General features: G+C 74.4%; 20 protein-coding genes. 12 read left to right on the forward strand and 8 right to left on the reverse strand.

The features are described from left to right. Positions 1-32: 32 nt before the first annotated feature. A complete protein-coding gene (locus tag G514_RS0100935) occupies positions 33-1,106 on the reverse strand; it encodes a hypothetical protein (RefSeq protein ID WP_157544538.1) in 1,074 nt (357 codons plus the stop codon). Between the two features lie 45 nt (positions 1,107-1,151). Here G514_RS0100935 and G514_RS0100940 point away from each other — a divergent pair, with 45 nt between their 5' ends. The 6 genes from G514_RS0100940 to G514_RS24115 all read left to right on the forward strand — a co-directional run bounded on the left by G514_RS0100940 (position 1,152) and on the right by G514_RS24115 (position 7,418). Continuing rightward, positions 1,152-2,039 (forward strand): NUDIX hydrolase, encoded by an 888-nt coding sequence (locus G514_RS0100940; RefSeq protein ID WP_036563164.1) that lies wholly within the window; start codon positions 1,152-1,154, stop codon positions 2,037-2,039. Between the two features lie 126 nt (positions 2,040-2,165). Beyond that, a complete protein-coding gene (locus G514_RS0100945; protein ID WP_084151685.1) occupies positions 2,166-3,299 on the forward strand; it encodes a phosphate ABC transporter substrate-binding protein PstS in 1,134 nt (377 codons plus the stop codon). Between the two features lie 23 nt (positions 3,300-3,322). Next, positions 3,323-4,264 carry a phosphate ABC transporter permease subunit PstC gene (gene pstC / locus G514_RS0100950; RefSeq protein ID WP_028650235.1) on the forward strand — a complete coding sequence of 314 codons (942 nt, stop codon included), beginning with the start codon at positions 3,323-3,325 and terminating at the stop codon, positions 4,262-4,264. Continuing rightward, positions 4,261-5,367: a phosphate ABC transporter permease PstA gene (pstA, locus tag G514_RS0100955; protein WP_036563165.1), complete on the forward strand. Its 1,107-nt coding sequence runs from the start codon at positions 4,261-4,263 to the stop codon at positions 5,365-5,367. Before pstC ends, pstA begins: the two co-directional genes overlap by 4 nt. 6 nt (positions 5,368-5,373) lie before the next feature. Next, entirely contained in the window at positions 5,374-6,153 is a 780-nt protein-coding gene (gene pstB / locus G514_RS0100960) for a phosphate ABC transporter ATP-binding protein PstB (RefSeq protein ID WP_028650237.1), read from the forward strand. Positions 6,154-6,554: 401 nt separating this feature from the next. Then, positions 6,555-7,418 (forward strand): hypothetical protein, encoded by an 864-nt coding sequence (locus G514_RS24115; RefSeq protein ID WP_051246393.1) that lies wholly within the window; start codon positions 6,555-6,557, stop codon positions 7,416-7,418. 72 nt (positions 7,419-7,490) lie between these two features. On the opposite strand, the gene G514_RS0100970 is transcribed toward G514_RS24115, so the two are convergent. From G514_RS0100970 to G514_RS0100990, 5 genes are all read right to left on the reverse strand, one after another. Further along, positions 7,491-8,501, reverse strand: coding sequence for an inorganic phosphate transporter (locus G514_RS0100970; protein WP_028650238.1), 1,011 nt, complete (start codon positions 8,499-8,501; stop codon positions 7,491-7,493). Between the two features lie 9 nt (positions 8,502-8,510). After that, on the reverse strand, positions 8,511-9,128 hold the full coding sequence (locus tag G514_RS0100975; RefSeq protein ID WP_157544539.1) for a DUF47 domain-containing protein: 618 nt from the start codon (positions 9,126-9,128) through the stop codon (positions 8,511-8,513). A gap of 117 nt (positions 9,129-9,245) precedes the next feature. Then, entirely contained in the window at positions 9,246-11,399 is a 2,154-nt protein-coding gene (locus G514_RS24120) for an RNA degradosome polyphosphate kinase (RefSeq protein WP_051246396.1), read from the reverse strand. Between the two features lie 76 nt (positions 11,400-11,475). After that, positions 11,476-12,978 carry a hypothetical protein gene (locus G514_RS0100985; RefSeq protein ID WP_028650240.1) on the reverse strand — a complete coding sequence of 501 codons (1,503 nt, stop codon included), beginning with the start codon at positions 12,976-12,978 and terminating at the stop codon, positions 11,476-11,478. Then, complete coding sequence (locus G514_RS0100990) at positions 12,975-14,036, reverse strand: hypothetical protein (RefSeq protein ID WP_028650241.1); 1,062 nt, start codon at positions 14,034-14,036, stop codon at positions 12,975-12,977. The genes G514_RS0100985 and G514_RS0100990 overlap by 4 nt, the downstream gene beginning before the upstream one ends. A 32-nt stretch (positions 14,037-14,068) precedes the next feature. Between G514_RS0100990 and G514_RS0100995 the strand changes: the two genes are divergently transcribed. From G514_RS0100995 to G514_RS0101005, 3 genes are all read left to right on the forward strand, one after another. Beyond that, the gene (locus tag G514_RS0100995) at positions 14,069-15,085 is read left to right on the forward strand and encodes an alpha/beta hydrolase (protein ID WP_051246399.1); all 1,017 of its coding nucleotides are present in this window, start codon (positions 14,069-14,071) and stop codon (positions 15,083-15,085) included. A 31-nt stretch (positions 15,086-15,116) separates the two neighbouring features. Then, entirely contained in the window at positions 15,117-15,794 is a 678-nt protein-coding gene (locus G514_RS0101000; RefSeq protein ID WP_157544540.1) for an SGNH/GDSL hydrolase family protein, read from the forward strand. Between the two features lie 67 nt (positions 15,795-15,861). After that, on the forward strand, positions 15,862-16,623 hold the full coding sequence (locus tag G514_RS0101005; RefSeq protein WP_169576263.1) for an SGNH/GDSL hydrolase family protein: 762 nt from the start codon (positions 15,862-15,864) through the stop codon (positions 16,621-16,623). A gap of 2 nt (positions 16,624-16,625) precedes the next feature. Here G514_RS0101005 and G514_RS28825 read toward each other — a convergent pair whose 3' ends face one another. Continuing rightward, positions 16,626-20,702, reverse strand: coding sequence for a hypothetical protein (locus G514_RS28825; RefSeq protein ID WP_051246401.1), 4,077 nt, complete (start codon positions 20,700-20,702; stop codon positions 16,626-16,628). Positions 20,703-20,875: 173 nt separating this feature from the next. Next, entirely contained in the window at positions 20,876-21,238 is a 363-nt protein-coding gene (locus tag G514_RS0101015; protein WP_028650245.1) for a DsrE family protein, read from the reverse strand. A 99-nt stretch (positions 21,239-21,337) separates the two neighbouring features. Between G514_RS0101015 and G514_RS0101020 the strand changes: the two genes are divergently transcribed. The 3 genes from G514_RS0101020 to ygfZ are packed head-to-tail and all read left to right on the forward strand — an operon-like array spanning position 21,338 to position 23,209. Continuing rightward, a complete protein-coding gene (locus G514_RS0101020; RefSeq protein WP_028650246.1) occupies positions 21,338-21,844 on the forward strand; it encodes a heme-binding beta-barrel domain-containing protein in 507 nt (168 codons plus the stop codon). Between the two features lie 4 nt (positions 21,845-21,848). Next, the gene (locus G514_RS0101025) at positions 21,849-22,259 is read left to right on the forward strand and encodes a Fur family transcriptional regulator (RefSeq protein ID WP_028650247.1); all 411 of its coding nucleotides are present in this window, start codon (positions 21,849-21,851) and stop codon (positions 22,257-22,259) included. After that, positions 22,256-23,209: a CAF17-like 4Fe-4S cluster assembly/insertion protein YgfZ gene (gene ygfZ / locus G514_RS0101030; protein WP_028650248.1), complete on the forward strand. Its 954-nt coding sequence runs from the start codon at positions 22,256-22,258 to the stop codon at positions 23,207-23,209. The genes G514_RS0101025 and ygfZ overlap by 4 nt, the downstream gene beginning before the upstream one ends. Positions 23,210-23,251 lie beyond the last annotated feature (42 nt).

Genomic DNA, 23,251 nt, shown 5'->3' on the forward strand with positions numbered 1-23,251 from the left:
CGGGCACACGCTCAGCATCGTCTGAGCCTCGTCTAGCAGGTCGCGAACAGCACCGGCCCGGTCGAGAGGTCGGACAGCACCGGGCTGCCGTCGACCGGGTCGAGCTGCATCCGCACCACCGACCCGTCGGCGGTGACCGGCCCGAGCGTGAACCGCTCCGGGAAGTCGCCGCCCTGGCCGGGCGCCGGGCCGGACGCGAGCGTGGCCCGGCTGTCGGCGTTGCGGCGCGCCTGGTCGTCGTTCTCGAAGGCCATCGCGACCGTCACCGTCCGGTCCGGCTCGACACCCATCGCGAAGCCGGTCATCGGGTCGACCCGGCCGGCCTGCGCGACCAGCTGGTCGGCGGTGCTCTGATCGTCGGCGTCGGCCTGCGCCATGGCGAGCGACCGGCAGGCGAAGTCGCCGGTGTAGACGGCCGCCGAGAGCGGCTCCGACACCGCGGACGCCACGTCGCGCAACCCTTGGTCGTCGAGCTCGTCGTCGATCCCGGCCACCGCGTCGCGCAGGTAGGGTCCGCTGTCGCTGGCGAGCAGCAGGTGTCGGTCGCCGTCGAGCGCGAGGTACTGGAACTGCGGCGACAGGCTGCTGCCGTTGGCCAGCGAGATGCGGGCGACGAGCTCCTCGCCGCCGTTCCAGACGCCGTCCTCGTCGTCGGGGCGCTCGTAGCCGAGCGCCTCCAGGTCGTCGGCGAGGTCGTCGAGGTCGAGGTCGTCGGGCAGCCCGGCGAGCAGCACCGACCCCTCGTCGCCCTGGGCGAGCAGCTCCCAGTCGACCGTGGCCGGCGAGAAGCCGAAGGCCTGCTGGAGCACCGTCGCGGACTCGCCCATCGCGGAGCCGGAGGTGAGGTCGGCGTCGAAGCCGTCGGAGAGGAACGCATCCAGCTCGTCGGCCGACGAGCGGCCGTCGAGGTCGGCGTCGAGCTCGCGGCGTACGCCGGCCCAGTCGGTCCACGAGAAGCGCGCGGTGCCGGACGGCGCGTAGGCGAGCGCCTTCTCGAGGTCGGTGCGGTGGCTGCGCTCCCACCAGCGCAGGCCGGCGACCGAGCCCGCCGCGACGAGTGCGACGACGACGATGCCGGCGACGAGTCGCCACCGCAGCCTGGGCACCCGCACGTCTCCTTCTCGCGCACCGAAGGTGTGACACTAGCCGCCATGTCCTCCGGCTCGCCCCGCGACGTGCAGGCGGCGGGCGTCGTGGTGTTCGGCAGGCGCGGCTCGGTGCTCCTCGTGCACCGGCCGAAGTACGACGACTGGTCCTTCCCGAAGGGCAAGCTCGACCCGGGCGAGCGGGCGACGACCGCGGCCGTCAGGGAGGTCGAGGAGGAGACCGGCCTGCGGGTGCGGCTCGGGCCGCCGCTGGGCGGGCAGCGCTACCCGGTGCGCGAGGGGATGAAGACGGTCCACTACTGGACCGGTCGCGTGGTCGGCGACCCCGACGTCAGCGGCTACGCGCCCAACGCCGAGATCGACGACGTCGCGTGGGTCGGCGTCGACGAGGCCGCTCGCGTGCTGACCTACGAGCGCGACGTCGCCACCCTGCACGAGGCGCTCGACCTGCCCCGCAAGACCCGCACCGTCGTCGTGCTGCGGCACGCCGTGGCGCGGTCGAAGCGCTCGTGGTCGCGCAAGGACAGCCGCCGGCCGCTCGTCGCCGCCGGTGAGCGGCAGGCCGAGCGACTGGTGCCCGTGCTGGCCGCGTACGACGTGCGGACCCTGGTGAGCTCGAGCAGCACCCGCTGCGTGCAGACGCTCGACCCCTACTCGCGCGAGAGCGCGGCGCCGATCGAGGAGCTGGACGGCCTCACCGAGGAGAGCGCGACGCGGTCGGGTGTGCGCCGGCTGGTGCGCGACCGGGTGCAGGCGGTCGACGACGCACCGGCCCGCGCGGGCGGCCTCGTGCTGTGCACCCACCGGCCGGTGCTGCCCTGGGTGTTCGAGGCACTGGAGCTGGCGGACCCCGGCCTGGAGAAGGGCGAGTTCCTGGTCGCCCACCGCCGCAAGGGCGTGGTCGTCGCGACCGAGCGGCACCGGGCCGGCTGACCCGGCCGACGGCCGCGACACGAGACCGCCCGCCGCCGTTCACGCGTCGTTCACCCGCGCCCCCAGGGCCGGACACCTCGTCTCCCTACGTTCACGGCGTACGTCCAGACGACTCAGGAGATACGTGTGAAGAGCACGCTTGTGAACGCGCGCAGGACCCACCGCGGGATCGTGCCCGCGACCATCGCAGCACTCGCCCTCGTGGCGTCGGGCTGCGGCGCCGCCAACGACAGCGGCGGCAGCGACGACCGGGGCTCGCTCGCCGGCGGCGAGAGCCTCAGCGGCACGCTGAACGGCGGCGGCTCGTCGGCGCAGGAGGCGGCACAGGGGGTCTGGCGAGCCGGCTTCCAGGGCGAGAACGCCGACGTGACCGTCAACTACGACCCCGTTGGCTCCGGCACCGGGCGCGAGAACTTCCTCAGCAAGGCCTACTCGTTCGCGGGCAGCGACTCGGCGCTCAGCGCCGACGAGGGCGAGCTCGCCGCCGCCAAGGAGCGCTGCGGGGGCGAGGACCCGATCGAGATCCCGGCCTACGTCAGCCCCATCGCGGTCGTCTACCACCTCGACGGCGTCGACGAGCTGAACCTCTCGCCGGAGACGATCGCCGGGATCTTCGACGAGGAGGTCACCACCTGGGACGACCCGGCCATCGCCGCGACCAACCCCGACGCCGACCTGCCGGACACCGCCATCACGCCGGTGCACCGCTCCGACGACTCCGGCACGACCAAGAACTTCACCGACTACCTGGCGAAGGCCGCAGCCGGTGCGTGGGGCTACGACGCCGACGGCGTCTGGCCGAAGCAGAGCGGCGAGGCGGCCGAGGGCACCTCGGGGCTGGTCGCCGCGGTGAAGTCCGGCGACGGCACGATCGGGTACGCCGACGAGAGCCAGGCCGGTGGCCTGGGCATCGCGGCCATCGGCGTGGGAGCGGAGTTCAGCAAGCCGACGGCCGAGGGCGCGGCGATGGTGCTCGCGAGCTCGCCGCGCACCGAGGGTCGCGCCGACGTCGACATGGCGATCGACATCGACCGCACGATCACCGACTCCGGCGCCTACCCGCTGCTGCTCACGTCGTACCTCATCGCCTGCCAGCACTACGACGACGCCAATGAGGCCGCGCTGGTGCGGGGCTTCCTCTCGTACGCCGTGTCGCCCGACGGGCAGCAGGCCGCGGCCGACCAGGCCGGGTCCGCCCCGCTGGACGCCGGCCTCGCCGACGAGGCCGCGGGCATCGTCGACGAGATCGCCGGCAAGTAGGGATCGGGTCGAGCAGGAGCAGCGTGACCACGACCACCGAGGCCGAGCCGCAGCCGCGGCCGGCCACCGGTCGCGGTGACCGGGTCTTCCAGGGCCTGGCCACCGCGGCCGGGATCACGATCCTGGCCGCCCTCGCTGCGGTCTTCGTCTTCCTCGCCATCGAGGGTGTGCCCGGCATCGGCAAGCCCGCGTCGAGCTACCGGCCCCTGGAGAGCTTCTGGCCGTACGTCGGCAGGCTGCTGTTCGGCACGGTCCTCGCCGCGCTCGTGGCGCTCGTGATCGCGGCGCCGTTCGCGCTCGGGATCGCGCTGTTCATCTCGCACTACGCGCCCCGGGCGCTCGCCGTGCCGGTGGCCTACGTGGTCGACCTGCTGGCCGCCGTCCCGTCGGTGGTCTTCGGCCTCTGGGGCGCGCGGGTGCTCGGGCCCCACCTGGTGCCGGTGCACGCGTGGCTGGACGAGCACGCGGGGTGGCTGCCGTTCTTCGCGGGGCCGGGCTCGGTGACCGGCAAGACCGTGCTGACCGCCGGCACCGTGCTCGCGATCATGATCCTGCCGATCATCACCGCGATCTGCCGGGAGGTGTTCGTCCAGGCGCCCCGGCTGGACGAGGAAGCCGCCCTTGCGCTCGGCGCGACGCGGTGGGAGATGGTCCGGCTCTCGGTCTTCCCCTATGCCCGCTCGGGCATCGTCTCCGCGGTGATGCTCGGCCTCGGCCGCGCGCTCGGCGAGACGATGGCGGTGGCGATGGTGCTGTCGGCGAGCCCGGTCTACACCCTCAACCTGATCTCCAGCACCAACCCCGCGACGATCGCCTCCAACATCGCCTCGAGCTTCCAGGAGGCCACGCCCGACAAGCTCGCGGTCCTGATCGCCACCGGGCTCGTGCTGTTCGTGTTCACGTTCGCGGTCAACTTCGCGGCCCGCGCGGTTGTGGCCCGCAGCGAGCAGAGGCTCCGACGATGACCACGACCCTGGAGGAGGCGCCGCCCCGCCGGCCGCTCACGATGACCGCGCCGCGGCTCCCCGGCTGGGCTCCGGTGCTGGTCGGCGTCCTCGCGGTGTGCGGCTCGGGCCTGCTCGCGCTGCTGGCCGGCTGGGGTGCTGTCGCGGTGTTCGCACTCGCGGTGCTGGGCTTCCTCGTCGCGCTCCCGCTGTGGTCGCTGGCGGTCGAGGGACAGCGGAGTGCGACCGATCGGCTGATGACGTCGCTGGTGTGGACGGCGTCCGGCGTCGCCGTGGTCCCGCTGGCGTGGCTGGTCTTGACGGTGGTCCGCCACGGCCTGCCCGAGGTCAACGCGAGCTTCCTGACCTTCGACATGCGCAACGTCGTCGGCGACCAGCAGGGCGGCATCTACCACGCGATCATCGGCACCCTGCTGGTCACGCTCGCGGCGGCCGCCATCTCGGTGCCGATCGGCCTGTTCTGCGCGATCTACCTCGTCGAGTACGGCAAGGGCAAGCGGCTGGCGCGGTGGGTGACGTTCCTGGTCGACGTGATGACCGGCATCCCGTCGATCGTGGCGGGGCTTTTCGCCCTGGCGCTGTTCGTGCTGCTCTTCGGCCCGGAGATCCGGCTCGGGTTCGGCGGGTCGGTGGCGCTGTCGCTGCTGATGGTGCCGATCGTCGTGCGGTCGACCGAGGAGATGCTGCGGCTGGTGCCCGACGACCTGCGCGAGGCGTCGTACGCCCTCGGCGTGCCGAAGTGGCGCACGATCGTGAAGGTGGTGCTGCCGACCTCCCTGGGCGGCATCATCACCGGCGTCATGCTCGCCACGGCGCGGGTCATCGGAGAGACCGCCCCGCTGCTGGTGGTCGCAGGCAAGACCGACTCGGTCAACGTCAACCTGTTCGGCGAGCGGATGACGACGCTGCCGGTCTACATCTACTACCAGTTCACGCAGCCGGGGACGGTGCCCTTCGACGCCCCGCCCGGCACCGAGGCGCCGGGCATCGCGCGTGCGTGGGGTGCCGCCCTCGTCCTCATCGCCATCGTGATGGCGCTCAACCTGGTCGCGCGCCTCGTCGGCCGGATCTTCGCCCCCGGAACGAACCAGAAGAAGGGCTGACCCGCCATGGCCAGGAGCATCGACGTCTCCGACCTCGACATCTACTACGGCGATTTCCTCGCCGTGCAGGGCGTGAACCTCACCGTCAGGGCGCGGTCGGTGACCGCCTTCATCGGCCCGTCCGGGTGCGGCAAGTCGACCATGCTGCGGTCGCTGAACCGGATGCACGAGGTGATCCCCGGCGCCCGGGTCGAGGGCAAGGTCATGGTCGACGGGCAGTCGCTCTACGACCCCTCGATCGACCCGGTCGCCGTACGCCGGCAGATCGGCATGGTCTTCCAGCGGCCCAACCCGTTCCCGACGATGTCGATCTACGACAACGTGCTGGCCGGCAACAGGCTGAACTCCCGGCGGATGAAGAAGGCCGAGGCCGACGACGTCGTCGAGCGCTCGCTGCGCAGGGCGAACCTCTGGGCCGAGGTCAAGGACCGCCTCGGCCGACCCGGCATGGGTCTCTCCGGCGGCCAGCAGCAGCGGCTCTGCATCGCGCGGGCGATCGCCGTCGAGCCGCAGGTGCTGCTGATGGACGAGCCGTGCTCGGCGCTCGACCCGATCTCGACCTCCGCGATCGAGGACCTCATCCACGAGCTGAAGGCCGACTACACGATCGTGATCGTGACCCACAACATGCAGCAGGCCGCCCGCGTCTCCGACGACACCGGCTTCTTCAACCTCAAGGCGGCCGGCCAGCCCGGCCACCTGGTGGAGTTCAACGCGACCCGGAAGATGTTCAGCAACCCGGACAACGCGGCGACCGAGGCCTACATCTCGGGCCGCTTCGGCTAACGTCTCGCCGGAGGTCGCCCGGACCGATAGTCCCTGACGCTCGGGTGGGCGACACGCCGTTCTGGTGGCGCCGACGTCAGGGACTATCCCGGCGTCGGGGCGCGGGGTCGGTCGGATAGTCCCTGACGCTCGGGTGTGCGACACGCCGTTGTCGGCGACACCAGCGTCAGGGACTATCCCGGCGGCGGGGTTGTGGACAGCGAAATTGGCTCGACCGCCGTGCGGGCAGGACCCCAGGCATGGAGACGTGGGGAGCCGGCCAAGGGGTGGTCTGGCCCGTGCCGGCGCGCGAGCTGACCCAGGCGCAACGACGCGCCGCATCGAGCGAATGGGGTGAGCATCGCCGGTGCTGGCGTGGCTGGTACGTCCTGCGCGTCGCGGGGGGGAGCCCCCGCCAGCGTGTGGCCGAAGCCGGGGTCCTCCTCGTCCCGCCGTCGGCGGTCACGGGCTGGGGGAGCCTCGCCTGGCAGGGGGCGCGCTGGTTCGAGGGGACGTACGGCGACCTGACGCCACGTCCCGTCGTGATCGCGTCGCCGCGTCGCCTGTTCCGTCCGCGACCGGAGGTCCTCGTGTGCGAGGAACGGTTCGACCCGCGCGAGGTGGTCGTCGTCGACGGCCTGCGCGTCACCGACGCTGTTCGAGCGACGTGCTTCGAGATGCGCTACGCGCCGAACCTCCGAGCCGCCGTACGCGCCCTGGACATGGCGTGCTACGACGACCTGGTCTCCATCGAGGAGGTGAGCGCGTGGGTGTCGGTCCACCCCAGCTACACCGGCATCGAGCAGGCGCGGCTCGCGATCCCGCTCGGCGACGAGAACGCGTGGTCGCCCGCGGAGGTCGACTTCCGTCTGGACTGGACCGAGCTCGTCGGGCGCCGCCCCATGACCAATCGACCGATCTTCGACCTCAGCGGCCGGCATCTCGGCACCCCGGACGTGGTCGATCCGCAGACGGGCGTCGTGGGCGAGTTCGACGGGCCGGTCCATCTCGCGGAGGGCCGCCGCGCCGCCGACCTGCGCAGGGAGGCTGCCTTCCGGGAGCACGGCCTCCACCCGGTGACGATGGTGTCCGCGGAGCGTCGGGACCAGTCGGCGTTCCACGCGCGGGTCCGGTCGGCGTACGCCGCCGCGTCCCGGCAGGCGGCCGACGAGCGCCGCTGGACCCTCGAGCCGCCCGCGTGGTGGGCGCCGACCTGGACGGTGGCGCAGCGGCGGCAGCTGGGAGATGGCGATCGCGAGGTCTGGCTGCGCTATCGCCACGGTTGACCCGATAGTCCCTGACGTCGGTGTCGATCCTGCGGCGCGGCGGCGACACGAGCGTCAGGGACTATCGGGGCCTCAGGGCAGCTGGAGGACGTAACGGCAGACGACGTAGACCAGGGCGGCGGCGGAGCCGGCCATGGGGAAGGTGAGGACCCAGGCGGTCACGATGGAGCGGGCGACGCCCCAGCGGACGGCGGAGAAGCGCTTGGTGGCGCCGGCACCCATGATCGCCGAGGTGATGGTGTGCGTCGTCGAGATCGGCGCGTGGAAGGCGAAGGCCGTCGTGTAGAGCACGATCGTGCCGGCGGTCTCGGCGGAGAAGCCGCGGGCGGGGTCGAGGTGGATGATCCGGCGGCCGAGGGTGCGCATGATCCGCCAGCCGCCGGAGTAGGTGCCGAGCGAGATCGCGCCGGCCGCGGAGAGCACGATCCACAGCGGGAGGTGGTCGTCGTTTGCCGAGTAGTAGCCCGCGGTCGTCACGGCCAGGAAGATCACGCCCATCGTCTTCTGGGCGTCCTGGAGCCCGTGTCCGAGGGCCAGGCCGGCGGCCGAGAGGGTCTGCAGCATCCGGAAGCCGCGAAAGACGCGGTGGGGGTTGCGCCGGCGGAAGATCCACATGATCGCGAGCATGACCACGAACGCGATCGTGAAGCCCACGACCGGTGAGGCGATCATCGGGATGACGACCTTCTCGATGATCGTCGACCACTCGATGGTCACGCCGCCCGCGAGGCCCGCGCCCACCAGCCCGCCGATCAGCGCGTGCGAGGACGACGAGGGCAGGCCGAAGTACCACGTCGTGAGGTTCCAGGCGATCGCCCCCACGAGCCCGGCCAGCACGATCACGAGGCCGTGGTTGCGCGACACCCCGTCGATCGTGAGCACGCCCTGGACGGTCTTGGCGACCTCCTGGCCGAGCAGCGCGCCGACGAAGTTCATCACCGCGGCCAGGATCAGCGCGACGCGCGGCGTCAGCGCGCGGGTCGAGACCGACGTGGCGATGGCGTTCGCCGCGTCGTGGAATCCGTTGGTGTAGTCGAAGGCCAGCGCAACGACGACGACCGCGACGACGATCGCGAGCTCCATGAGTGGTGCTCAGCTCTCCTTGACGGCGATCTGCTCGACGATGTTCGCGACGTTCTCGAACTTGTCGATCGCGCGCTCGAGGGCCTCGACGATGTCCTTGAGCTTGAGCACCTCGATGGTCTTGAACTCACCGGAGAAGAGCTTGGCGAGCATCCGACGGTGGTTCTTGTCGCCGGCGTTCTCCAGCCGGTTGATCTCGATCCAGTACTCCTCGAGCTTCTGCGGGCTCTGCAGCCCCGGCATCGCGGCGGCGGTGAGCTCGGCGCACCGCTGGAGCACCTCGACCTGCTGCGACAGCTCGGGCGGCAGCACCTTGACCTCGTAGAGCAGGATCAGGTCGACGACCTCGTCCATCATGTCCATGACGTCGTCGAGGCCCGACCCGAGCCGGTAGATGTCCTCGCGGTCGAACGGCGTCACGAACGTCGAGTTGACCCGCTTGAACAGCGCGTGGGTCGTCTCGTCGGCCTCATGCTCGGCCTGGCGCATGCGGGCGGCGACGTCCTGGTGGACGGCGGCCTCGCTGAGCATCTCGGCGAGCAGCCCGGCCCCGACGACCAGGTGCTGCGCCGACTCGGTGAACAGGTCGTAGAAACCCGTGTCGACCGGGCGGAAACGCAATGCCACGACTTCTCCTGGCGGGTCGGCGGGGGGCCATGTCGAGGCCGGTGACCGGCCGTTCAACAGCCTAGGGGGTGCCCCGGCCCCTCGCACAAGTGAGGGCCGCGTCGGCGGCCGGCAGCCTCACGTACGGCGCCGCCGGTGCCGCTCGATCAGGGTGTCCTGGAAGTCGGTCGCGCCGCCGTTGTGCACCCAGTCGCCGTTGCTGTGCAGCTCCCACGCCGACGTGTCCGGCGCGAAGGCGAGGTCGAGCAGCTCCCCGACCTGGGTGACCAGCGGCGTCTCGGGGAGCCGCACCAGCACCTCGACCCGGCGGTCGAGGTTGCGGTGCATCATGTCGGCCGAGCCGATCCAGGCCTCGGGCTCGCCGCCGTTGTCGAACCAGTAGACCCGGCTGTGCTCCAGGAACCGCCCCAGGATCGAGCGCACCTCGATCGACTCCGAGAGCCCGGGCACGCCCGGCCGGAGCGCGCAGATCGCCCGGGTGAGGAGCTGGACCGGGATGCCCTCCTGGGCGGCGAGGTAGAGCGCGTCGATGACGCCCTCGTCGACCAGGGAGTTCATCTTCATCCGGATCCGCGCCGGCCTCCCGGCGCGGTGGTGCTCGATCTCACGGTGGATCCGGTCGACCAGGCCGGTGCGCACCTCGTCGGGTGCGACGAGCAGGTGCTCGTACGACGGGTTGCGCGCGAAGCCCGACAGGTTGTTGAACAGGTGCGCGACGTCCTCGCCGATCAGGTCGTCGGTCGTCAGCAGCCCGAGGTCCTCGTAGCTGCGCGCGGTCTTGCCGTTGTAGTTGCCGGTGCCGATGTGGGTGTAGCGGTGGATGCCGTCGGGCTCGTCCCGCACCACGAGCGCGAGCTTGCAGTGGGTCTTGAGCCCGACCTGCCCGTAGACGACGTGGCAGCCGGCCTGCTCGAGCTTTCGGGCCCACCGGATGTTGGCCTCCTCGTCGAAGCGGGCCTTGATCTCGACGAGCACCAGCACCTGCTTGCCGGCCTCGGCGGCGTCGATGAGGGCGTCGATGATCGGCGAGTCGCCCGAGGTGCGGTAGAGGGTCTGCTTGATCGCGAGCACGTGCGGGTCGGCGGCGGCCTGCTCGATGAACCGCTGCACCGACGTGGCGAACGAGTCGTAGGGGTGGTGCAGCAGCACGTCGTGACGCCGGGTCGCCTTGAACACGTCGACGGGAGCCGACGACTCCACCTCGGCCAGCAGCGGGTGGGTGGTCGGCACGAAGGCGGCGTACTTCAGCTCCTCGCGGTTCTGGTCGGCGATGCCGTGCAGCCCGCGCAGGTCGAGCGGGCCGGGGAGCCGGAAGACCTCCCGCTCGCTGACGCCGAGCTCGGTGACCAGCAGGTCGAGCACGCCCTGGGTCATCGACTCCTCGACCTCGAGGCGCACCGGCGGGCCGAACCGGCGGCGGAGCAGCTCCTTCTCGAGCGCCGCGAGGAGATTCTCCGCGTCGTCCTCCTCGACCTCCAGGTCCTCGTTGCGGGTCACCCTGAAGGTGTGGACCTCGAGCACCTCCATGCCGGGGAACAGCCGCTTGAGGTGCTCGCCGATGACGTCCTCCAGCGGGACGAACCGCTGGTTGCCGAGCGGCACGAACCGGGCGAAGATCGGCGGCACCTTGACCCGGGCGAAGTGCTCCTTGCCGGTCTTGGGGTTGCGGATCGTGACGGCGAGGTTGAGCGAGAGCCCGGAGATGTAGGGGAACGGGTGCGCCGGGTCGACCGCGAGCGGCGTGAGCACCGGGAAGATGCGCTCCTTGAAGAGCTTCTTGCAGTACTTCTGCTCCTCGCGGTCGAGGTCGCCCCAGCGCACGAGCTGGATGCCGGCGTCGATCAGGGCCGGCACCAGCTGGTCGGCGAACAGCCGCGCGTGCCGGTCGCTCAGCGCCTGCGCCTTGTCGAGGATCGCCTCCAGGACGTCGCGGGGGTGCATCCCGGAGGCCGCCTTCACCGCGAGCCCGGCGGCGATCCGGCGCTTGAGCCCGGCCACCCGGACCATGAAGAACTCGTCGAGGTTGCTGGTGAAGATCGCCGCGAAGCGCACCCGCTCCAGCAGCGGCTGACGCTCGTCCTCGGCCAGCTCCAGCACCCGCTGGTTGAGGTCCAGCCAGGACAGCTCGCGGTCGAGGAAGCGGTCCTCGAACTTCTCGACCGCGGCGAGCGCAGCCTCCGTCGCGACGTACGGCGGCTCCACGTCGAAGGTGTCCTCGGGCACGCCGTTGCCACGGGCGACTGCGGCGGGGTCGGCGTGGTCGAGCGTCATGCCGCCAGTGTGTCACCGCCGCGTGAACGCGCGGTGTCCGAAAGTCCGCTGTCGGACGACCACCCCGGCAGGGCGGTCAGAAGCGGCGCGACCCACCCGAGCGGCGGGTCGAGCGGCTGGAGCTGCCGCCGCCGAAGGACCGCCGCGAGCCCGAGCTGCCGGAGAACCGGCGACGGCTCGAGCCCGACCCGGAGCCGCCCGAGCCGCCCGAGCCGCCGTCGCTCTCCCACACGAACTGAATCCCGCCCCAGCCCGGCTCGTCGTGCCGCGCCACCACCGGCGCCGGCGCGAACCGGCTGGCCTGCACGCCTCGGTCGGCGAAGGTGTGCCGCTGCCAGTAGCCGTTGACGTAGGGGCGGGTGTAGCGCTCCCACTTCCAGTACGGCTGCACCACGTCGCCGATCTTCAGCGTCCGCGTCGGCGGCACCCGGCCCGCGGCGAGCTCGTCGCGGCAGCGCGCGCACACCGGCACCGGCCGCTCCAGGCCCGCCTCGGGCCGGAACGGCACCTCGGCGACGCTCGGGCCGTGCCGAGGGTCGAAGAAGCACGGCGCGGTCTGCTCTGGCAGCGGTAGGCCGCGGCGCAGGGCGTCGATGGCGGCCAGCTCGTAGCGCGCGTCGGCGAGGCGGCGCACGACGTCCTCGACCTCGTCGGGGGTGTCCATCCGGCCCTCGCCGTCGCCAGCGTCGGACTGAGCGTCGAGGCGGTGCCGAGCCTCCTCGACCAGGTCGAGCACCCGGCGGGTGCGGTCGGGGAGGTCGTCAGCCGCGCCCGACGCCGATGCCGGCGCGGGCGGCAGCGCGGCCACCGTCGTGGACAGCTCGACGACCTCCTCCTGGAGGGCCGGGCGCAGGGCGTCGGCGACCTGGGCGTCGTCGGCCTTGCGGCGCCGCCAGCGCCGCCAGCGGCGCCCGCCGATGACGAGCCCGACCAGCGCGGCGATCCCTGCGACGACCCAGCCGATGATCGGCCAGGGGTTGGTCTCCTCGTCGCCGGCGTGCTCGAGGAAGGTCTCCAGCATCGACGCGTAGTCGGGGGCGCAGCAGTCGACGGCGCGGTCCACGGCCACGTCGACCTCGTAGAACGGCCGCTCCTCCGCGAACTGGTACGCCGTGAAGGACCGGCCGTCGTACGACGACGCCGCGTCGACCAGCACGGCGTAGGTGCCGTCGACTCCGACGCGGTCGTAGAGCTGGCCGGGCAGCTCGTCGTCGGCGTACGCGAGGTCGTTGTCGAAGGCCGCCTCCGGGTCGCCCGGGTCGCGCTCGCGCAGCGCGTCGGCGGGCACGACCAGCACCCGGACCGGTCCGGGCGTCTCCGCCGCGATCCGGTCGAGACGTGCCGCCTCCTCGGCCGGGATCTCGGTGACGGCCGGGTCGACGTAGACCCCGGGGCGGGCGAGCCGGGTCGCCACCTGGTCGAAGTAGGCGTCGGCGCGGCCCGTGTCGGGCGTGTCGTAGCCGTAGTCGTAGCCGTCGCCCGGGCTCTCGTCGGTGCCGGTGTTCTGGGCTGCTGCCCAGAGCAGGAAGACGACGACGACGCCGAGGAACGGCACCACCTTGGCCAGGTTGATCCTCACGCGGTCCCCTCGCTGGTCAGCCGGTCGTAGCAGGCCCGGCAGACCGGGACCGGTCGGAGCGTGTCCCCGGGCGGCGCCCACGACACGTCCGCGACGGAGCGACCGTGGCCCGGGTCGACGAAGCACGGCAGCCGGCGTGGGGGTGGGGCGGTGCCCGCGACGAGGGCCTGCGCGCACGCGAGCTGCCAGCGGGCGTACTCCGCGACCTGGCCGACCTGGCGGAGCTCGTCGTCGCCGGTGAGGTCGTCGACGCGCCGCGACGCGTCGGCGTAGGCGTCGAGCGCGGCCTGCACATGGGCGGCGACCGCAGGGTCGGTCAGCGGCGGGTCGGCGGCGTCGAGCTCCTCCCCGAGCCGGGTGACGTCCTCGCGGGCCAGGGCGGCGCGGTCCTCGACGGTGTCGCGCTGGTCGCCGTACGTCGGGAAGCTGGGGTGGTAGTCCGCCGGGCCTGCCCAGGTCTCACCGGAGGCCCGCCGGCGGGGGCGCCGCCGGCGGCGCAGCCACAGCATCGTCGCGGCCGTGGCCACCGCGGCCCCGACGGCGAGTGCGACGACGACCCAGACCAGGGAGACGCCGCCGCTCTCCGGGGCGCCGAGCTCGTCGAGCGTGCCCTCCAGCACCTGTGCGACCTGGCCGAGCGTGTGGTCGCGCACCTCGCGCGCGACGATCCGGCCGACGTCGACCGCGCCCGGGGCGTCGCCGTACCCGGCCGCGTAGGTGCCGGCACCGCTGAGGTTGACGACGTAGATGCCGTCGACGCCGCCCATCGCCTCGTGGAGCTGGTCGAGGAGGGCGGACGCCTCGTCGACGTCGGCGCCCTCGCCCTGCCGGATCGCCGCGGCCGGGAGCACGGCGAGGAACACGTCGTCGCGCCAGCCGGTGATCCGGTCGCGGAGCGCGTCGGCGTCGTCGGCGGCGAGCGCCCCGCTCTCGGGGCTGAGGTAGACGGGGTCGCCGCCCTGCCACGTCGCGACCGTCTCGGCGACGTACGCCGTGGCGTCGGTCACCGGGGCCACGAGCGCGACGAGCGCCCAGAGGGCGGACAGCAGGCGGAGCACGCGGTGTTCCTACCCCATATGGTCTGGGAACCATGCACGTGCCGACCTGGGTGGAGCGCGGTGGGCTCACCGCGGCGATGTCGCTGCCGCTCTCGGCGCAGCGAGTGCTGGCCGGCCGGCCGGTGCGGATCGACGGGCTCACGCTGGCGACCGACGTGCAGCTGATGCTCAGGATGCAGCGGCTCGTCGGGCTGCGCGGCGCCGAGGACCTGCCGCTCGAGGACGGACGCGCGGTGCTCCGGCGGACGACCCGGCTCACCGGGGGAGACCAGCCGGTCGGGGCGGTGCGCGCGCTGCAGGCCGCAGGCCTGCCGGCGCGGCTCTACGTCCCGTCGGGTGCTTCGGGGCCCGGACCTCTGGTGGTGTTCTTCCACGGCGGCGGCTTCTGGTGCGGCGACCTCGACACCCACGACCCGGGCTGCCGCTTCCTGGCGGAGCGGGCCGGGGTGCGGGTGCTGTCGGTCGCCTACCGACTCGCGCCCGAGCACCCGTTCCCGGCAGCGCACGACGACGCGGTGGCGGCGTACGAGTGGACGCTCGAGCACGCCGCCGAGGTCGGCGCCGACCCCGACCGGCTCGCGGTCGGCGGCGACTCGGCCGGCGGCAACCTCGCCACGGTCGTCGCGATCGAGGCGGCGCGGCGCGGGTGGCCGTGCGCGGTGCAGCTGCTCGTCTACCCGGCCACCCAGTCGAGGCGCGAGACGCGCAGCCTCGAGCTGTTCGGGCAGGGCTTCTACCTCACCCGCGCGTTCATGGACCGCGCCGACCGGTTCTACTCGCCCGAGGTCCCGGCCGACGAGCCGCGGCTCTCGCCGATGCACGCCGACCTCCCCGCCGGGCTGGCCCCGGCGCTCGTCTACACCGCCGGCTTCGACCCGCTCCGCGACGAGGGCGAGGCGTACGCCGAGCGCCTGCGCATCGCAGGTGTGGACGTCGCGCTCACCCGCTTCGACGACCAGATCCACGGGTTCGCGAACATCCTCGCCGGGCGCTCGTCGCGCGCCGCCAACGCGCGGGTGGCCAGCGACCTGGCCGCCGCGATGTCCTGAGCCCGTCCCCGTGCGCGGCTACCCTCGGCGGGTGCGCCGGGTCCTCGCTCCAGCCCTCGTCGTCGCCGCGCTGCTCGGGTCGACGTCGCTCGCCGCGCCCGCCCACGCGATGGCGCCGCGCACCGTCCCGGCCGCCGACCGCGCCCAGCCGCGGGCGCTGTTCTTCGGCGACTCCTACTTCGTCGGCGGCGGCTGCAGCCCCGACGCGAAGCAGGACATGGCCTACCTCGCCGGCACCACGCTCGGCTACCGCACGACCGTCCGCGGCGCGGGCGGCACCGGCTTCGTGGCCGCGAACCCGGACTACGACCTGCCGCCGTACCTCGCGCAGATCCGCGACGGCGCCCTCGACGTCCGCCACCCGCGTCTGGTCGTCATCGCCGGCGGCTCCAACGACGTCGGGCAGCCGGTCACGCAGCTCAAGAAGAACGCCCGCACCATCCTGCGGATCGCGCGCGCGAAGTACCCCCGCGCGCTGCTGGTCCTGGTCGGCCCGCTCGACCCCTACGGCGGGTACGCCGACAGCATCCCGATCCGCGACGCGCTGCGCGCGGTGGCCGAGCGGCTCCACGTGCCGTTCGTCGACGACATGACCTGGCTGGGTGGGCACCCGGAGTGGCTCTGCGACGACTACGTGCACCCGACGTACGCCGCGCAGGTCCCGCTCGGCGCCCGGCTCGCGAGGGCGCTGGCGAGGCGCGGCGCCTAGCCCGCAGCGCGGAGCAGCACCCCTCGACGCTGGAAGGGCACTTCGGCGGCGCACCTACAGTGGTCCCGTGGCGAGCCGGGTCCGAGTGCTGACCTCGCTCGCGGCGCCGCTGCTGCTGGTCCTCGCGGGGTGTGTGTCCGAAGGGCACGAGACCTCGCAGGCCCGTCCGGTGGGCGAGGTGGCGCCGTCCTCCTCGCCGACGTCCCCGGCCCCTCCGGCATCGCCGTCCGCCTCGTCGACGCCGACGCAGACCCCGCAGCGGTCGGGCGCGACCACGTCGCTGTTCTTCGGCGACTCCTACATCGTCGGCGGCGCCTACACCGGCCCGGACAACTCCATGGGCGCCGTCGCCGCCCGCCGGCTCGGCTGGCGCTACGAGATCCGCGGCGGCGGCGGCACCGGCTTCGTGTCCGGCAACCGCGACTACGACATCCCGTCGTTCCTCGGTCAGATCCGGCAGGGCGCGCTCGAGGTCGGCCCGGTCGACTGGCTGGTCATCGAGGGGGGCGGCAACGACAAGGGCTACGCCCCCGGCCTGATCACCCGGCGGGCGGTGCGGACCCTCAAGGCCGCGGCCAAGCGGCACCCGGAGGCGCGAGTGGTCCTGGTCGGCACGATGGACCCGACCGTCGACGGCTTCGCGGACACCGACGGCGTGATCGGTGCCCTCGCGGCAGCCGCCCGCCGGCTCGGCATCCCCTACGTCAACGCCCAGCGCTGGCTCGAGGGCCGCCCCCAGCTCGTCGGCGCCGACTACGACCACCCGACCCCAGCCGGCCACCGCGTCTGCGGCCGCAAGCTCGCGAAGGCGCTGCGGGCCTTGGGCTAGGACTACCCCCGCGCGTCGGCGTCCTCGAGCTCGAGCAGGCGCGCGCGGGCCTCGGTGAGCTCCTCGGCGAGGCGGGCGGCGGCGCGCTCGGCGGCGGCGCGTGCGGAGATCGCCTCGGTGGCGGCCTCCTCGGCGGCGACCCGCGCGTCGATGGCCTCCTGCAGCCGCGCGTCGTGCTCCTCGGCCGCGACCTGGAGGTTGGCGAGCGCCTCGGCGGTGCGCCACTCGGCGGTGGCTCGTTCCTTGCCGGACCGCGCGGCCCGCTCGGCCTGGGCCTTCGCGGTCTCCTCGGCGGTACGCCGCGCCTCCTGCGCCTCGAGCGCGGCCTGCTCGGCCTCGGTGCGGGCCTGGTGCGCCTCGGCCGCCGCGTCGGCGTTGGCGCGCGCGGTCTCCTCGGCGGCGGTGCGGGCGGCGTGCGCCGCGCGGGCCAGCTCGGCGTGCTCCTCGGCGGTGCGGTGCGCGCTCTCCTCGGCGGCCGCCGCGGCGACGGTGAGCGCGTGCTGGTCGAGCGTGCGCTGCTCGGCGTCGGCGCGCAGGCGCTGCGCCTCCTCCGCGGTGGCGGCGGCCTCGGCGGCGAGGCGCTCGGCCTCGGTGTGGAGCTCATGGGCCTCGGCGGCCTTCGCGGCGTGCTCGCGCGCGGTCGCCTCGGCGGCCTCACGGGCCTGCTCGGCTGCCTCGGCGGCACGCTCGGCCGCCGCACGTGCGTCGTGGGCGGCCGTGGCCTCGGCCAGCTGGGCCGCCGTCAGCTCCTCCGCGGCGCGGCGGTCGTCATGGGCGGTCGCTGCCTCCGTCGCCCGGGCCTCGGCGGCCTCGTGCGCGGCGCGCTCGGCCTCCGCGGCCCGCCGGGCGGCCTCGGCCGACCTGGTGCTCGCCTCCTCGGCCACCGTCCTCGCGGCGTGCGCGGCCTCGGCGTCGGAGGCCTGCATGCTCGCCACCTGCTCGGCTGCGGCCCGCTCGGCGACGGCGGCCCGCGCGGCCTCGGCCTGGCGGCGCGCCGCGTCTTCTGCGGCCCGGCGCGCGTCGTGCGCAGACTGCGCGGCCGCCTCCGCCTCCACCTGGGCCTCGTGCGCCAGCCGGGCCGCCTCGGCGTGCTGGGCGGCCACCGCGTCGGCCTCGGCCCGCGCGTCATGGGCCACGGTGGCGGCGTCGGCCTGGGCCTGAGCCGCCTCGTGCGCCGCGAGCTCGGCGGCAGCGGCTTGGCCGGCGAGGCTGCCCTGCTCGGCGGCGGCCTGCTCGGCCTCGGCGCGCTGGGTGTGGGCGGCGTCCGCGGCCTGCTCGGCGAGCAGGCGCGCCTCGTGGGCCTGCCGGGCGAGCTCGACCTGCTCCGTGGCCGCCGCCTCGGCCTGGGTCCGGGCCTCGTGTGCGGCGCGCGCGAGCTCCTCGGCCTCGACCCGGGCCTCGTGGGCGGTGCGCGCTGCCTGCGCCTGCTCGGAGGTCGCGTCCTCGGCGGCCACGCGCGCCTGGTGCGCGGCCTGCGCGGCGGTGGCGTGCTCGGTGGCGTTCTCGTGGGCGGCGAGCTCGGCCTCGGCGGCCTCGGCAGCGGCCGTGGCCTGGGTCGCGGCGGTCTCCTCGGCGGCCAGCCGGGCGACGTGCGCGTCGTCTGCCGCGCGCTCGGCGGCCAGCCGCGCCTCGTGCGCCTCGCGGGCGAGCTCGACCTGCTCGGTGGCCGCGGCCTCGGCGGCCGCGCGCACCACCTGGGCCGACTGCGCGATGTCTTCGGCGGTGGCCCGGCCCTCGTGCGCGAGCCGCGCCTGCCAGGCCTGCTCCGCGGCCGCGGCCTCGGCAGCCTGACGGGCGCGGAGGGCGTCGGACGCCTCGGCGGCGCGCGCCTCGGCCGCCTCGTGCGCGGCCTGCGCGGCGGTCCCGGCCTGCTCGGCGAGCGCCGCCTGGGCGGCGGCGGACTGCTCCGCCTGCTCGCGTGCCCGCTGCGCCTCCTCGCCGGCGCCGGCGGCGGCCAGCGCCGCCTCCTCGGCCACGGCGCGGGCGCGATGGGCCTCTTCGGCGAGCCGGGCGTGCTCCGCCGCCGACTGCTCGGCCGACGAACGTGCCTCGTGGGCCTCGCGAGCGAGCTCCTCCGCTGCGGTGCGTGCCTCGTGGGCCTGGCGCGCGGTCTCGGCGTGGTCCGACGCGCGGGCCTCGGCCTGGGCGCGCGCGGCCTCGGCGGCCTCGGCCGCCACCGCGTGGGCCTCGGCTGCTTGGTGGGACGCGTGCTCCGCGGCCGCCGCCTGGCCGGCCGCGGCGGCGTGCTCGAGGGCGGCGGACTCCGCGGCGTAGCGCGCCGACTGGGCCTCGTCGGCAGCCCGCTCTGCGGCGAGCCGCGCCTCGTGGGCCTGGCGGGCGAGCTCGGCCTGCTCGGCCGCGGACTCCTCGGCGGCGGTGCGCAGCGTCTGCGCGGACTGCGCGATGTCGTCGGCGGTGACCCGGCCCTCGTGGGCGGCGCGCGCCTGCCAGGCCTGCTCGGCGGCGGCCGCCTCGGCTTCCAGGCGCGCGGCGCTGGCCTCGGCGGCCTCGGCCGCCCTGGCCTCGGCGGCCTCGTGTGCGAGGCGCTCGGCCTCGGCCGCCTCGGCGGCGCGCGCGGTGTGCTCGCGGGCCCGCTCCTCGGCGGCGGTGCGCGACTGCAGCGCGGCGTCGGCCGCGGTCTCGGCCCGGGTGCGGGCAGCGTAGGCGTCCTGGGCCAGCCGGGCGTGCTCGGCCGCGCCCTCGTCGGCGCCGGTGCGGGCCTGGTGGGCGGCCTCTGCGAGGCCCTCGGCCTCCGCGCGCGCCTCGTGGGCGGTGCGGGCCAGCTCGGCGTGCTCGGCGGCGAGCGCCTCCGCGGTCGTACGCGCGGCCTGGGCCCGCTCGGCCTCCTCGGCACGCTCTCGCGCGGCCTCGTGGGCGGCGTGCTCGGCGGCGGCGGCGCTGCTCGCCAGCAGCCCGTGCTCGGCGGCCGCCTGCTCGGCCTCGGTGCGGGCGGCGTGCGCGGCCTCGGCGCCGACGCGCGCCTCCTCGGCGGTGTGCTGCGCGAGGGCCAGGGCGTCGCGAGCGCTCGCCTCAGCCCGGGCGATCGTGGCGCGGGCGCGCTGCTCGGCCTCGGTGACCACGGCGCGCGCGGTCTCCTCGGCCGACGCGACCAAGTCGCGCGCGCTCTCCTCGGCCGCGAGGCGGGCCTCGTGCGCGGCCTGGGCGTGCTCGGCGTGCCGGGCCGCGGCCTCGTCGGCGATCTGGCGGGCCTCGGCGTGCTCGGCGGCCGCGCGCTCGGCCTCCTCGCGGAGCGTGGCCTGCTCGCGGGCTGCGGCCTCGGCGCGCTCGCGCGCCAGGGTCGCGATCTGCGTCTCCTCGAGCGCCTGCCCGCGGACGGTCTCGAGCTCCTGCGCCAGCGCGGCCAGCCGGGCCTCGGCCTCGGTGCGCTCGCGAAGCGCCTGCGCGGCGCTGGAGGCGTGCTGGCGGACCTGCTCGTCGGCCTCGGCGCGGGCGGCCAGCGCGGCGGCGGCCGCCTCGTGCTGCGCCTGCGCCTGGCTCTCGGCCTCGGCGCGGCCGGCATGGGCCTCGGCGGACTGCTCGGCGTACTGCCGGGCCGACTCCTCGGCGGCCAGCCTGGCCTGGGTCTGGGCCTCGGCGAGCTGCTCGGCGCGGACCCGCTCGGCCGCGGCCGCCTCGGCGGCACGTGCCTGCTCGAGCGCGGCCTGCTCGGCCACCTCGCGCTCGCGCGCGCTGGCCAGCGCGGCTTCCTCCGCCGTACGCCGTCCTTCGCTCAGCTCGGCCGTCGCGAGCTCGGCGGCGGTCCGGGCCTCGTGCGCCTCGCGGGCGGCCGCGGCGTGCTGCTCGGCGAGCTCCTCGGCGCGATGCCGGGCCTCGGCCGCGAGCTGCGCGGCCTCCTCGGCGGCCAGCCGCTCCGCGGCCTGGAGGGCTGCGGCCTCCTCGGCGATGCGGCGCAGGTGGGCCGAGCGCTCGGCGGCCCGGGCGTGGTCGAGAAGCCGCGCCTGCACCGACTCGACATCGGGGGACTCCTCGCCCCTGGCGTGGTCGGCGTCAGGTGCCTCGGAGAACTCGTCGGGTGGGGCGGTCGGCGCGGTCGATTGGGGGTCGGCCGCTCGAGTCATCGCGGCGAGTCTAGTTGCGCGGGCGCAGTCAAGCGACTCGCCGGAACGGGTGGGGGTACCTCGCCCGGAAGGGTGGGGTAGTCCCTGACGCAACGACCCCGCTGGACCGGTCAAGAGGGGCCCTTACGTCAGGGACTATCCCGCCCGCTACCCCGCCAGCCAGCCCGCCCGGCTCAGTAGACCAGCGCCTGCGCGCCCTCGCGGAGGACCTCCTCGGCGAACACCGCCGCACCGGCGATCCGGACACCGGGGAGGACGTCGTCCGCGCCGATCTCGCGCCGGGCCGCGCACTGCGCGCACACCGTCACCATGCCCTCGGCGAGCACGCCGTCGAGCAGGTCGTCCAGCGGCGTCGCGAGCGGGAGGGTGAAGGCCGCGGCCCGGCCCGGGACGCCGAACCAGGCCGCCTCGCCGGTCAGCCAGAGCGATACCTCGGCGCCCGCGGACACCGCCGTCGCGGCCACCGTGAACCCCTGGTTGCAGCGCTCCGCCGCTTCCGCGCCGCAGGTGACCTTGACGACCAGCGATCTCACCACGGCCCGAGACTACGGCGCGGCACGCCCAGGGCGTGCTGGGAACTCCGGGTGGATGCGCTGGCGCCGCCAGGGGTTCCCAGCACGCCCTAGTCTGGTGGTGTGCCGTTCGAGCTGCCCGACAACCTCCACCCCGACTGCGCGCCGGTCGCGTGGCTGCTCGGCACGTGGCGGGGCAACGGGCACCTCGACTACCCGACGATCGAGCCGCACCAGTTCGGCCAGGAGCTGGTCTTCGCCCACGACGGCCGCCCGTTCTTCCACTACTTCTCGCGCGCGTGGATCATCGACGAGGCCGGCGAGAAGGTGCGCGACGCGGCGCTGGAGACCGGGTTCCTGCGCTGCCGGCCCGAGGGGCGGATGGAGCTGCTGCTCGCCCACAACACCGGCTTCGTCGAGATCTGGTACGGCGAGGCCGCCGACGGCAAGCTCGAGATCCAGACCGACGCGGTGGCGCGCACCGAGTCGGCCAAGGAGTACGTCGCCGGGCACCGCCTCTACGGCAACGTGGAGGGCGACCTGCTCTACGCCTTCGACATGGCCGCGATGGGCCAGGCCCTGCAGCCCCACACGTGGGCCCGGCTCCAGCGCGCCCCGTCGCACGGCTGAGGCGATGACCGAGGACTGGCGCGAGAAGCTCCGGGGCAGGGGCTACCGGCTCACCCCGCAGCGCGAGTTGATCCTCGACGCGGTCGACACCCTCGGGCACGCCACCCCGGACGAGGTGCTCGCCGAGGTGCGCAAGCGGTCCTCCGCGCTCAACATCTCGACCGTCTACCGCACCCTCGAGGTGCTCGAAGGCCTCGGCCTCGTCCGCCACGCCCACCTCAGCGACCGCGCCCCGACGTACCACTCCGTCCGCGACCACGAGCACTTCCACCTGGTCTGCCGGAATTGCCACGAGGTCGTGTCCGTTGACCCAGATGTGCTCTCACCACTGCTCGAACGGCTCCGCGCCGACCACGCCTTCACCGCCGACGTCGGCCACCTGACCGTGTTCGGCACCTGCGGGAGCTGCTCGTGACCGCGCCGACCAGCCCGCTCCTCGGCCTGCCCGGTGCCGTGGCCGGCGACGGCGTCGACGCACCCGTCGCCGCGCACTACGGCTCGTTCAACCTCGAGCAGCGCGCGCTCGACGCCGGCGAGGGCTTCGTCGACCTCTCGCACCGCGACGTCGTGCGGATCGAGGGGCCCGACCGGCTGACCTGGCTGCACTCGCTCACCACCCAGCACCTCGAGTCGCTGGCCCCGGGCCTCACCCTGCCCGGTCTGGTGCTCGACCCGCAGGGCCACGTGGAGCACGCGTTCGTCGGCGCCGACGACGGCACGGCGTTCACGCTGCACACCGAGCCCGGCCAGGCGGCCGCGCTGGTGGAGTTCCTCGAGCGGATGAAGTTCATGATGCGCGCCGAGCTCACCGACGTGACGGCGTCCCACGCCGTGACCTGGCGCCCGGCGCGCGGCGAGGGCTACGAGCGCTACGAGCTGGTGCCGCGCGACCAGCTGACGTCGTACGCCGAGGCCGCCGGCCCCGCCGCCGGACTGTGGGCCTTCGAGGCGCTGCGGATCGCGCGGGGGGAGCCGCGGTTCGGCGTCGACACCGACGCGCGCACGATCCCCAACGAGGTCGGGTGGATCGGGTCAGCCGTGCACATGGACAAGGGCTGCTACCGCGGCCAGGAGACCGTCGCGCGCGTGCACACCCTCGGCCGCCCGCCTCGGCGGCTGACGCTGCTGCACCTCGACGGCAGCGAGAACCGCCTCCCTCCGGCCGGCGCCGACCTGCTGCTGGGGGAGAAGGTGGTCGGGTTCGTCGGCTCCTCCGCCCGCCACCACGAGCTCGGCCCGATCGCGCTGGGGCTCGTCAAGCGCAACGTCGACCTCGGCGCGGAGCTCACCGTCGACGGCATGCCCGCCGCCCAGGAGGTCGTGGTCGACCCCGAGGTCGGGCTGCACGTGCGCCCGCTGCGGTAGGGCCTGGGCCCGGTCATTTGCCGTCGAGTGACCGGATCTGCA

Origin of the sequence: Nocardioides halotolerans DSM 19273 (assembly GCF_000422805.1) — a bacterium.
Lineage (GTDB): Bacteria > Actinomycetota > Actinomycetes > Propionibacteriales > Nocardioidaceae > Nocardioides > Nocardioides halotolerans.

Bases quoted from the DNA above. Each gene is read 5' to 3' on its own strand.
- pstB (WP_028650237.1), top strand. From the start codon at position 5,374: ATGGCCAGGAGCATCGACGTCTCCGACCTCGACATCTACTACGGCGAT.
- pstA (WP_036563165.1), top strand. From the start codon at position 4,261: ATGACCACGACCCTGGAGGAGGCGCCGCCCCGCCGGCCGCTCACGATG.
- G514_RS0100970 (WP_028650238.1), bottom strand. From the start codon at position 8,501: ATGGAGCTCGCGATCGTCGTCGCGGTCGTCGTCGTTGCGCTGGCCTTC.
- G514_RS0101025 (WP_028650247.1), top strand. From the start codon at position 21,849: ATGACCGAGGACTGGCGCGAGAAGCTCCGGGGCAGGGGCTACCGGCTC.
- G514_RS24120 (WP_051246396.1), bottom strand. From the start codon at position 11,399: ATGACGCTCGACCACGCCGACCCCGCCGCAGTCGCCCGTGGCAACGGC.
- G514_RS28825 (WP_051246401.1), bottom strand. From the start codon at position 20,702: ATGACTCGAGCGGCCGACCCCCAATCGACCGCGCCGACCGCCCCACCC.
- G514_RS0100940 (WP_036563164.1), top strand. From the start codon at position 1,152: ATGTCCTCCGGCTCGCCCCGCGACGTGCAGGCGGCGGGCGTCGTGGTG.
- G514_RS0100995 (WP_051246399.1), top strand. From the start codon at position 14,069: ATGCACGTGCCGACCTGGGTGGAGCGCGGTGGGCTCACCGCGGCGATG.